Origin of the sequence: Stappia sp. TSB10GB4 (genome assembly GCF_900185745.1) — a bacterium.
GTDB lineage: Bacteria > Pseudomonadota > Alphaproteobacteria > Rhizobiales > Stappiaceae > Stappia.
Window position 1 is genome coordinate 47,472 of the sequence record NZ_FYAV01000070.1, and the last position, 10,093, is coordinate 57,564.

Annotated in this window: 8 protein-coding genes; 4 read left to right on the forward strand and 4 right to left on the reverse strand. The window is 69.2% G+C overall.

The window, feature by feature from the left end; genetic code table 11:
* Window positions 1-6 precede the first annotated feature (6 nt).
* From TSB10GB4_RS20440 to TSB10GB4_RS20455, 4 genes are all read left to right on the forward strand, one after another.
* Window positions 7-1,554, forward strand: coding sequence for a glycosyltransferase family 39 protein (locus TSB10GB4_RS20440; RefSeq protein WP_186397232.1), 1,548 nt, complete (start codon window positions 7-9; stop codon window positions 1,552-1,554).
* Between the two features lie 71 nt (window positions 1,555-1,625).
* Entirely contained in the window at window positions 1,626-2,414 is a 789-nt protein-coding gene (locus TSB10GB4_RS20445; protein ID WP_186397233.1) for a ChbG/HpnK family deacetylase, read from the forward strand.
* A gap of 315 nt (window positions 2,415-2,729) precedes the next feature.
* Window positions 2,730-3,419: a Crp/Fnr family transcriptional regulator gene (locus tag TSB10GB4_RS20450; protein ID WP_186387015.1), complete on the forward strand. Its 690-nt coding sequence runs from the start codon at window positions 2,730-2,732 to the stop codon at window positions 3,417-3,419.
* A gap of 169 nt (window positions 3,420-3,588) precedes the next feature.
* Complete coding sequence (locus tag TSB10GB4_RS20455; protein ID WP_186397234.1) at window positions 3,589-5,022, forward strand: amidase; 1,434 nt, start codon at window positions 3,589-3,591, stop codon at window positions 5,020-5,022.
* A 423-nt stretch (window positions 5,023-5,445) separates the two neighbouring features.
* Here the strand turns inward: TSB10GB4_RS20455 and TSB10GB4_RS20460 are convergent, their stop codons facing one another.
* The 4 genes from TSB10GB4_RS20460 to dctP all read right to left on the reverse strand — a co-directional run bounded on the left by TSB10GB4_RS20460 (window position 5,446) and on the right by dctP (window position 9,245).
* Window positions 5,446-6,315 carry an oxaloacetate decarboxylase gene (locus TSB10GB4_RS20460; protein WP_186397235.1) on the reverse strand — a complete coding sequence of 290 codons (870 nt, stop codon included), beginning with the start codon at window positions 6,313-6,315 and terminating at the stop codon, window positions 5,446-5,448.
* Window positions 6,316-6,364: 49 nt separating this feature from the next.
* Complete coding sequence (locus TSB10GB4_RS20465; RefSeq protein WP_186397236.1) at window positions 6,365-7,639, reverse strand: TRAP transporter large permease; 1,275 nt, start codon at window positions 7,637-7,639, stop codon at window positions 6,365-6,367.
* An 18-nt stretch (window positions 7,640-7,657) separates the two neighbouring features.
* A complete protein-coding gene (locus tag TSB10GB4_RS20470; protein WP_186397237.1) occupies window positions 7,658-8,164 on the reverse strand; it encodes a TRAP transporter small permease in 507 nt (168 codons plus the stop codon).
* A gap of 82 nt (window positions 8,165-8,246) precedes the next feature.
* On the reverse strand, window positions 8,247-9,245 hold the full coding sequence (dctP, locus tag TSB10GB4_RS20475) for a TRAP transporter substrate-binding protein DctP (RefSeq protein ID WP_186397238.1): 999 nt from the start codon (window positions 9,243-9,245) through the stop codon (window positions 8,247-8,249).
* Window positions 9,246-10,093 lie beyond the last annotated feature (848 nt).

The following is a 10,093-nucleotide window of genomic DNA, read 5'->3' on the forward strand; positions in this document are numbered from 1 at the left end:
GACGAGATGGCGGGACACGGCTCCAACAACGAGGCAATACAGCCGGGCGGCACGGCAGATGATGCCCTGCCGCTGTGGCTGCGCCCGCTGCCTCTTGCCCTGCTGGTCGCCGCCCTCACCGCTCTGCGGCTGCTGGTCGCCGCCAAGGCCGGCCTTGCGGAGGACGAGGCCTATTACCGGCTCTGGGGCCTTTTTCCCGTCGCCGGCTATTACGACCACCCGCCGATGGTCGCCTGGTTCGCCTTCCTCGGGCAGTCGCTGTTCGGCGACACCGCGTTCGGCCTGCGGTTCCTCTCCGTGCTGTCGGCCGCTATCGGTTCGGCGGCGATCTGGCGCACCGGGCTGCTGCTCTATGGCGCGCGCGAGGCCGGCTACGCGGTGCTGTTCCTCAACGCCAGCCTGCTGATCGGTGCCGGCAGCGTGCTGGCGACGCCCGACGCGGCCTCCGTGCTGTTCTGGGGCCTTGCGATCTGGGCGCTGGCGGAACTGACGGCGAGCGAGAACCCGGGGTGGTGGCTGGCCGTCGGCCTGTTCGCCGGGCTTGGGCTCAATGCCAAGTATTCGGTGCTGTTTCTCGGCGCCGGCATCGTGCTCTATCTCGTCTTCGTGCCGCAGGCGCGGCGCTGGTGGGGCGCCTGGCAGCTCTGGGCCAGCGGTCTGCTGGCCATCGTCCTGGTGTTGCCGGTGATCGGCTGGAACGCGGCGCATGACTGGGCCTCCTTCACCAAGCAGTTCGGCCGCGCCGTGCCGGAAGGCTGGAGCACGCGCTACCTGCCGGAATTCGTCGGCGCGGTCGTCGGCCTCGCCAATCCGCTGGTCGCGGTGCTGGCCGGCATCGGCCTGGCGCGGATCGCCCGCGCCGCCCTGCGAGGCGAGGCGGCGGGCGGCCTGCTGCTGTGGACCAGCCTGCCCTTCGTCGTCTACCTGCTGGCGCATTCGCTGCATTCGCGGGTGCAGGGCAACTGGCCGGCGCCGCTGTTTCCGGTGATTGCCCTTGCCGCCGCGCTGATTGCCGCCCGGCCGCCCGCATGGCCCGGCGCGCGGGTCTGGCAGCGGTTTTCGGCCATTGCGATCGCCCTCGGGCTCGCTGTCTCGCTGATCGTCTATGTCCATGCGGTGATGCCGCTGACCGGCGCCCTCGCCCGCAAGGACCCGACGCACCAGATCCGCGGCTGGCCGGAGATCGGCTCGGAACTGCGGCGGCTTGCGGCCGAGCAGGAGGTCGCCTGGATCGCCACCGACGCCTATGGCCTCAACGCGCAGCTCGCCTGGCAGCTCGACCGGGTGATGCCGGTGGAGCAGGTCGACCAGCGCATCCGCTACGCGATGCGGCCCGAGCCGGATCCCGGCCTTGTCGCCCGCCCTGCCCTTTTCGTCGCCCAGGAGCGACGCGATCCGGGCACGGAACGCCTGTCGGCCCGTTTTGCCGAGGTCGAGCGCATCGCCGTGCTGACCCGCCGGTCGGACGGCACGCCGGTCGAACGCCTTGTCGTCTACCGGGTGGCCGAGCCGCATGCCGGCACGCCGTTCGATCCGGTCTACCCGCTTCCCTGAGCCGCCCGGCAAGCCGAGCCGGCAAAATTGACACTGGTGCCGGCCGGCCCGCCGCTGCATAGAATTCCACCATGAAACGGATCCTTCTCACCTCACCGGACTACGGCCTGGCCTTCGGCGTCGACAGGGCCCTGCGCGAGCTGATCTCGGCCGGCGCGCTGTCCGCCGTGGGGTGTCTCGTCGTCTCCGACCTGTGGTCGCGCGAGTACCTGCCGCTGCGCGATACGGTCGACAGCGTGCGCCACCGGACCCTGGTCGGCCTGACGCTGACGCTCACCCATCCTTTCGCGCCGCTGTCGATGCGCGCGCGCAGCCAGTTCGGCAACCGGTTTCCAAAGGCGCGCTGGTGGCGCTGGTGGGGGGCGCTGCGGCTGCTGCCCGACGAGATGCTGGCGGAGGAGGTCGAGGCGCAGATCACCTGTTTCGAGGAGTTCTACCAGCGTCCGGCAGACTTCCTGCACGTGGCGGAGGACCTGCTGGCCGTTCCCGCCCTCGCCCGGGTGGTGCTGAAGCAGGCGGCCCTGCGCCGCTGGCCGCCGCGCATCGTGATGCCGCAACTCAGCCCGCGCGCCGCCGCGCGCTTCACCCGCGATGCGCGCGATGCCGGTCTCAAGGTGCTGGAGCGCGGCCCCGACTTTCCCGAGGCCATCGACCAGGGGGCCCATGTCCAGCACCTGCGCCGCGGGCTCGACGGGCTCGCCGACCGCACCGTCGTGTTCTGCCAGCCGGGCGAGATCGACGACCGGCTGCGGCGGGCGGAACCGCGCGCCCGGCTCGATACGCGCAGCGCCCAGTTCGCCTTCTTCCGCGGGGATACGTTCCCGCTGCTGCTGATGGAAAAGGACATTTTCCTGTATTGACGCGCGGCCCGAAGGCCAGAAACGCGAAAACCGGCCCCCCGCGGGGATGGGGGGCCGGTTTTTCGGGAGGGGCGCTGCCAGGTCAGGAGAGCAGCGCCTGTTGTCCTTGATATAGGGGCGCGGCGGTCCGGTTACAGTGACGACGGTCACATAATCGCTTTGCTGCGGGCGAAACCGCCGTACAATGGCGCAACGGGGCCATTCCGGTCCGGCGCGACGGGGCAGTCGCACCGGCGCATCCTCCAGTTCATGCGGCATTCATGCGCCAGCCCCGACACTGCGCGTCCATCGTGGCGACGAATCGAGGCAGGACACATGGTCGAACTGAGGAACTTCCTCGAGAACAGCTTCTCCATGGAGGGGCTCGACTGCAATCTCGCCGCCGGTCTCGCCGCGCTGGCGCGGCCGATGTCGGTGAAGCCGGGCGCCATCCTGTTCGAGTCCGGCGATCCCGGCAACGGCTGCTACGCGATCCTGGAAGGCTCGCTCAAGGTCTCGATCGTCAGCGTCGAGGGCGACGAGCAGTTGCTGGCCGTGCTCGGCCCCGGCGCCATCGTCGGCGAGCTCGCCCTGCTCGACGGACGGGCGCGCTCGGCCACCGTCACCGCGCTGAAGCCGACCCGCCTCGCCTTCATCGAGAAGCACGCCTTCGAGCGCTTCGCCGACGAGAACCCGGCGCTCTACCGCCACATGCTCTACATCGTCGGCCAGCGGCTGCGCCAGGCCAACGACGTGCTGGCGGCCCGTTCCTTCCTGCCGCTGCCCGGCCGCGTCGCCCAGACGCTGCTGCAGCTCGCCGACACGTTCGGCAAGCCGGTCGACAAGGACCGCATCCTGATCCACTACAAGCTGTCGCAGGCCGACATCGCCAACATGGCGGGGGCGGCGCGCGAAAACGTCAGCCGCGTCCTCAACGACTGGAAGCGCGCCGGCACGATCAGCCGCATTTCCGGCTATTACTGCCTGGAAAAGCCGGACTGGCTGCGCCGCGCCTCCGCGCTGTAGGAGCCTGCCTATCTCCAGGCCCCGCCCTTGGCATTCGCGCCGAAACATGTGACATTTCAAGTCACTGGCGCGAGGGGGGCTTCAGTCTCCCGCGCGCACTCCCGCCCCGTTTGCCGCCGGCCGGCCCTGCGCCCGCACAGCCGGCGGCCCAGCCCCAAGGGTTCCGCCGATGTCGTCACAAGAGCTGCTCGAACTGTCCGCCGTCGAGCTTTCGCGCAAGATCCATGGCCGCGACGTGTCGGCCCGCGAAGTGATGGAGGCGACGCTGGCGCGGATCGAGGCGGTCAATCCGGCGATCAACGCCATCGTCTCGCTGCGCGACGGCGATGCGCTGCTGGCCGAGGCGGAGGCGGCCGACGTCGAGCTCAGTGAGGGGCGCTCGCGCGGGCCGCTGCACGGAATCCCGCAGGCGATCAAGGACCTGGCGATGACCGCCGGCATCCCGACGACCATGGGCTCGCCGGTCTTCGCCCGCCAGGTGCCGGAGGAGGACGGCATCCAGGTGGCGCGCATCCGGGCGGCCGGCGGCCTTCTCATCGGCAAGACCAACGTGCCGGAATTCGGCCTCGGCTCGCATACCTACAACCCGCTGTTCGGGCCGACGCGCAACCCCTACGACAGGACGCGCAGCGCCGGCGGCTCCAGCGGCGGCGCCGCGGCGGCGCTGGCCGCGCACATGCTGGTGGTGGCCGACGGCAGCGACATGATGGGATCGCTGCGCAATCCGGCCGGTTTCTGCAACGTGCTGGGCATGCGGCCGAGCTACGGCCGGGTGCCGTCGGGACCGGGGCCGGAGAGTTTCTTCGACACGATGGCAACGGAAGGGCCGATGGCGCGCAGCGTCGACGATCTGGCGCTGCTGCTGTCGGTGCAGGCCGGGTACGACCCGCGCGCGCCGCAATCGCTGCCGGGCGACGGGTCCGAATTCGTGCCGCCGATCCGGTCCGACATCGCCGGTCTCAGGGTCGGCTGGCTCGGCGATCTTGGCGGACATCTGCCGTTCGAGCCGGGACTGCTGGAGCTGTGCCGGGCGGCGGTCGACGTCTTCGCCGGGCTCGGCTGCCGGGTCGAGGAGCCGGCGCCGGGCTTCGATCCGGAGCGGATTTTTCAGGCCTGGGCGGATCTGCGGAGCTGGCGGGTCGCCGGAAAGCTCGGCGGTCTCTATGAGGCGGCGGCGACGCGCGACAAGCTGAAACCGGCGGCGATCTGGGAAATCGAGCGCGGCCGCGCGCTGGCACTGGCGCGGCTGGAGGAGGCGAGCGTGGTGCGCAGCGCCTTCCACCGGGCGGTGCTGCGGCTGTTCGAGAAGGTCGACGTCCTGGTGCTGCCGACGGCGCAGGTGTTTCCCTTCGACGTCGATCTGGACTGGCCGAAGGAGGTCGGCGGCCGGGCGATGGACACCTACCATCGCTGGATGGAAGTCGTTGTTCCGGCAAGCCTTCTCGGCCTGCCCGTGGTGGCGGTGCCGGCCGGTTTCTCGGCGTCCGGACTGCCGGCGGGCCTCCAGATCATCGGCGCTCCGCGCGACGATCTCGGCGTGCTGAGGGCCGCGAAAGCCTATGAGCAGGCGACCGACTGGCTGGCGCGCAAGCCGGCGGTGTGAGGCAAAAAAGAGGCCGCTCCGGGGGAGAGCGGCCTCCGGGCCGGTCGGCCGATCGGGCAGGCGTTCCGGCTGAGAGCGGAAGCGTTTGGTCGAGCGGCGGATCGGGATTGCCGTCGCGCTTTCGGTCTCGCAGCGGTCTACGCCGGCAGGGCGGCGATGGATCATCTCCTTGCGGAAACTTGCCGAAATCGCCAAGAACCGCTTGTTCGGCAACGAGATTTCGAATTGAGAATTTTCGAGACGGATTTTGCAAAATTTTGAGAAATTTTGCGTTTTCCGGTCCAAACCCGTCTCAATTTTCTCGAAATCGGCGCGCGGCGGGCATTTCGGCCCGCAATAGCGACTTATCCCCGCCGCGCGGGGCGAGCGGCAAACACCTTATCCCCGCCTGCCGCCGGTGTGAGATAGTGTCACGAGATCGTGTCACTCACGACGGTCGGCGTAGTTCGCCTCTTCTTCGTAATAGGCGTCGAAGCCGACCGCCTTGCGCAGGGAGGCGAAGTCGAGCAGCGCCGCGTCGGGATGGCGGCCGGCCTTGATCACCTGCAGCGCCTCCTGCATGGCGCGGGTCACGGCGGAGAGCAGGGTCAGCGGATAGGCCGCGAGCCGGTAGCCGATGCGCTCCAACTCGGCATGGGGGAGAAGCGGCGTGGCGCCACCCTCGACGAGATTGGCCATGTGCAGGCCGGGCACCTCGCGGCAGATCCGCTCCATCTCCTCGACGGACTGCGGCGCTTCGACGAAGAGCAGGTCGGCGCCGGCCTCGCGGAAAGCGGCGGCACGCTCCAGCGCCTCGTCGAGACCATGGCCGTGACGGGCGTCGGTGCGGGCGAGGATGAGGATGTCGGCGCCCTCCTCGCGGGCATCGACCGCCGCCTTGATGCGGTTGACGGCCTCGGTGCGGTCGACGACCAGCTTGCCGCGGGTGTGGCCGCAGCGCTTGGGCGCGACCTGGTCCTCGATCATGATCGCGGCAAAGCCGGCCTGGGCGTAGCCGCGCACGGTGCGCTTGACGTTGAGGGCATTGCCATAGCCGGTGTCGCCGTCGCCGATGACCAGCGCGCCGGTCGCCGCGCAGACATTGCGGCCGGTGTCGACCATCTCACCATAGGAGATGAGGCCGGTGTCGGGCGCGCCGATGCGGGCGGCGGAGACGGCAAAGCCCGACATGAAGGTGACGGGAAAGCCGGCATCGCCGATCAGCTTGGCCGACAGGCCGTCGAAGCAGCAGGGCATCACCGTGAGCGGGGTCGCGGCGAGATGGGCGCGCAGGCGCGCGGCGGGAGAGGACATGGACATGCCTTTCAGTCAGGAACCGGGCAGCGGAAACCGGGCGGGGCGCCTACAGCCGGAAGGGAATGTAGAGCGCGATGTCGGGCCACCAGAAGATGGCGGCGGCGCAGACCAGCATGATCGCCAGGAACGGCAGGACGCCGGAGGCGACCTCGCCCATGCTGGCCTTGCCGACCGCCTGTATCACATAGAGATTGAGCCCGACGGGCGGGGTGATCAGCGCGCATTCGATCATGATGACGAAGAACACGCCGAACCAGACCGGATCGATGCCGAGCGCCATCAGCGCGCCGGACAGCACCGGCACCATGATCAGGATCATCGACAGCGATTCCAGGAACAGGCCCATGACCAGCAGGACCAGGGCGACGACCAGCACGAACATGCCGGCGGTCGAGATGTGGTCGGACAGGAACAGCGAGATGTCCTGGGGAATGCGATAGAGGGTGATCGCCTTGCCGAAGACCTTGGCGCCGGCGACGATCAGCAGGATCGCCACCGTCGTCGTCATCGCCTCGGCGACCGCGTCGCGGAATTTCGGCCAGTCGAGGGTGCGCAGGATCGGCCCGACCACGACCAGCGAGCCGAGAAAGCCGACGGCCGCCGCCTCGGTGGGCGTGAAGATGCCGAGATAGATGCCGGAGATCACCAGGCCGGCGAGCAGCACGGTCGGCAGGGCGCGGATCGCGGTGCGGCGGCGCTCGTCCCAGCTTGCCTTCGGGCTCGGCTGGTAGTCGGCGGCAAAGCTGGCATAGAGCACCGACCAGACGATGAACAGCGCCATCAGCAGCAGACCCGGCCCGACGCCGGCCAGGAACAGGGCGATGATCGATTCCTCGGTGATGACGCCGTAGACGATCATCGGGATCGACGGCGGAATGAGAATGCCGAGCGTGCCGCCGGCGGCCAGCAGGCCGAGCACGAAGCGGCGCGGGTAGCCGCGCGAGGTCATTTCCGGGATCGCCACGGTGCCGATGGTGGCGGCGGTGGCGACCGAGGAGCCGGAGATCGCCGCGAAGACGCCGCAGGACAGGATGGTGGCGATGGCGAGCCCGCCCGGCCAGTGGCCGACCCAGGCCTGCACGGCGGCGAAGAGATCTCGCCCGACGCCGCCCTTCAGCAGCACGTTGGACATCAACAGGAACAGCGGCACGGCGATCAGCACGAAACTGTCGGCCGCCGACAGCAGGCCCTGTGGCACCATCAGCGGCGAGAAGCCGCCGAAATAGAGCAGGCCGAAGCCGAGGCCGGCCAGGGTGAAGGCGACCGGCACACCGACCAGCAGCAGCGCGAACAGCGCGAGAAGAATGATGATAGTGGTCATCGTCTGGTGCTCTACCGTCTAGTGCTCTACCGAACCGCGGGGAAGATTTTCGGTCCCGCCGGCGGCGACGCGCAGCGCCTCGACCAGTGCCTGCAGGCCGAGCAGGGCGAAGCACAGCGGCAGCGAGACCTGCGCCCACCAGGCCGGCAGGTTGAGCATGGAGCCGGTGGTGCGGCCGCGCTGGAACGAGTCCCAGGCGATGCCGCCGCCGTCGCGGACGATGACCGCCGCAAGGGCGGCGATGAACAGCAGCACGAACACTTCCTGCAACCGGCGCAGGCGCGGCGACAGCAGGTCGGTCATCAGGGTGATGGTGATGTGCTGGCGGCGATGCAGCAGGATGGCGGCGCCGCCGAAGGTCGCCCAGACCAGCAGCATGCGCGACAGTTCCTCGGCCCAGATGGTCGGCGCGATGAAGACATAGCGCATCACCACCTCGTAGCCGAGCATCAGGGCGGTGGCGAAATAGGCCCATCCGGCGACCGTCCCGAACAGGCGGGAGACGGCGTCGATCACACGCAGCATCGGCGGCAACCCCAGTTTTTGCGGAAGATCCGGGAGCGCCGGGGCGGAACGGGCCGCCCCGGCGCTCATGTCGGACAGGCGATCAGTCGTTGAGGGCGCGGGCGGCGGCCAGCACCCTGGCGCCGAGGTCGCCCGAATCGGCGAGGAACTGGTCATAGACCGGCTGCGCCGACGCCTTCCAGGCCTCGATCTCCTCGGCGGTCGGCTCATAGACGGTCATGCCGTTCTCGCGCGCGGCCTTGTAGGAGGTGGCCTCGATATCGGCCATGCGGTCGCGCACGTCGGTCTCGGCGAACACCGCCGCCTCACCGATCCAGGCGCGGTGCTGCTCCGGCAGGCCCTGCCAGAACCGCTCGTTGACGACGACGATGAACTCGATGTCGGCATTGTTGGTGACGGTGATCGTGTCCATCACCTCCCACAGGCGCCGGGCATCGACGCCGGACACGCCGGTCATGCCGACATCGACGGTGCCGCGCTGATAGGCGATGTACTGCTCCGAGCCGGAGACCATGGTCGGCGCGCCGCCGGCGGCCTTGATCCATTCGCCGAGGGTCTTGCCGAAGACGCGGACCTTCTTGCCCTTGAGGTCGGCCGGGGTGCGGATCGGCCCGCCCTTCGACAGCAGCACGGAGCCGCCATAGGCCTGCCACCACAGGACGCGGGCGCCGGTGTCCAGGATCGCCTCATCGAGCGGCCCGCGCACCGGGCTGCCCGGCGCCACCGCCTTGCGCACCAGCTCGTCGCTGTTGAGCAGGAACGGCATGTAGAAGACGTCGACCGCCGGCACGTCGCCGACATAGCGGGTGAGCGAGGCGACGCCCATCTCGATGGAGCCGGAGCCGACCGCCTGCGGCACCTCGTCGTCCTTGTAGAGCTGGGCGGAATCGTAGATCTCGACCTTGATGTCGCCGCCGGAGATCTCTTCCACCTTCTGCTTGAAGACGGTGAGATTCTCGCCGAGATGGCTCTTCATCGGCAGTTGCAGCGTGATGCGCAAGGTGGTGGTGTCGGCAAGGGCCGCGGACGCGGTCAGCGCCAGGCCGGCGGCAAGGCCGATGGCATAACGGGCAAGTTTCATCTCAGTCCTCCCAAGGGGCGGCTCCCGGCGCGCCCGCAAGCGGCACCGTTCGAACGGCACCTGTCGTTGCGGCCGGATCGCCCTGCGTCGTGCGGCGAGGCCCGGCCAGTTGGATCCACGCATCGCGGGCCGGCAACCGCTGCCGGTTTCCGGGACGATGCTGTCGGGGCACGGCTGCGAGGCGGACAGGGCGAGAGGGGCAAAACCGCAAGCCCCGTGGCCGCCGCCTCATGGCAAGCCCTTGTGGCAAATGCGATGTCAGCTAAGCCGATGCGACGGGCCGGTGCAACCTCGTTGTGATCGCAGCCGCAACTCGGCATGGGATAGCCGGCAGGGGATGGCGGTGTGGCGGTGCGCAGGCGAGAGAGGCGGGTGAGAGAGGCGGGCGGCGGAAGGCCTCAGGCTGCCGCTTTCGCAAAACCATGAGACCCAGCGGATACTGGATACCTGCCTTCGCGGGTATGACAGCCGTGGAGTGGAGCGAACGCCGTCCCGCCTCATGCCGGCTGAGGGTGCCAATGGGTCCCGGCTCGGCGCTGCGCGCGGCCGGGATGACGGCCTGAGAATTAGGCGCGACCTCACCCCATCTCGGAGGTCACCCCCGGTCGCACGCAAGCACGCGCCGGTCACCCCACCCACGGATGTCACCCCGGCCGCAGGCGAAGCCGGAGAGCCGTATGTGGACGGCCCCCTGAGGGCAAGCGATTAGTCGAGGAGTGCCCGGATCGACAGCGGTTCGTATGTCCGGCCTGTTTCGGCGGCATGGTGAACCGCCATGGCCCAAGATGGGTTGCGCGTGGGGCGGTGCCTAACGGGATCACGGCCTCGACGGCCGGTCGGCTCTCACG

Coding starts and splice junctions, on each gene's coding strand:
- TSB10GB4_RS20440 (WP_186397232.1), top strand. CDS start 7: ATGGCGGGACACGGCTCCAACAACGAGGCAATACAGCCGGGCGGCACG.
- TSB10GB4_RS20460 (WP_186397235.1), bottom strand. CDS start 6,315: ATGTCCTCTCCCGCCGCGCGCCTGCGCGCCCATCTCGCCGCGACCCCG.
- dctP (WP_186397238.1), bottom strand. CDS start 9,245: ATGAAACTTGCCCGTTATGCCATCGGCCTTGCCGCCGGCCTGGCGCTG.
- TSB10GB4_RS20470 (WP_186397237.1), bottom strand. CDS start 8,164: ATGCTGCGTGTGATCGACGCCGTCTCCCGCCTGTTCGGGACGGTCGCC.
- TSB10GB4_RS20465 (WP_186397236.1), bottom strand. CDS start 7,639: ATGACCACTATCATCATTCTTCTCGCGCTGTTCGCGCTGCTGCTGGTC.
- TSB10GB4_RS20445 (WP_186397233.1), top strand. CDS start 1,626: ATGAAACGGATCCTTCTCACCTCACCGGACTACGGCCTGGCCTTCGGC.
- TSB10GB4_RS20450 (WP_186387015.1), top strand. CDS start 2,730: ATGGTCGAACTGAGGAACTTCCTCGAGAACAGCTTCTCCATGGAGGGG.
- TSB10GB4_RS20455 (WP_186397234.1), top strand. CDS start 3,589: ATGTCGTCACAAGAGCTGCTCGAACTGTCCGCCGTCGAGCTTTCGCGC.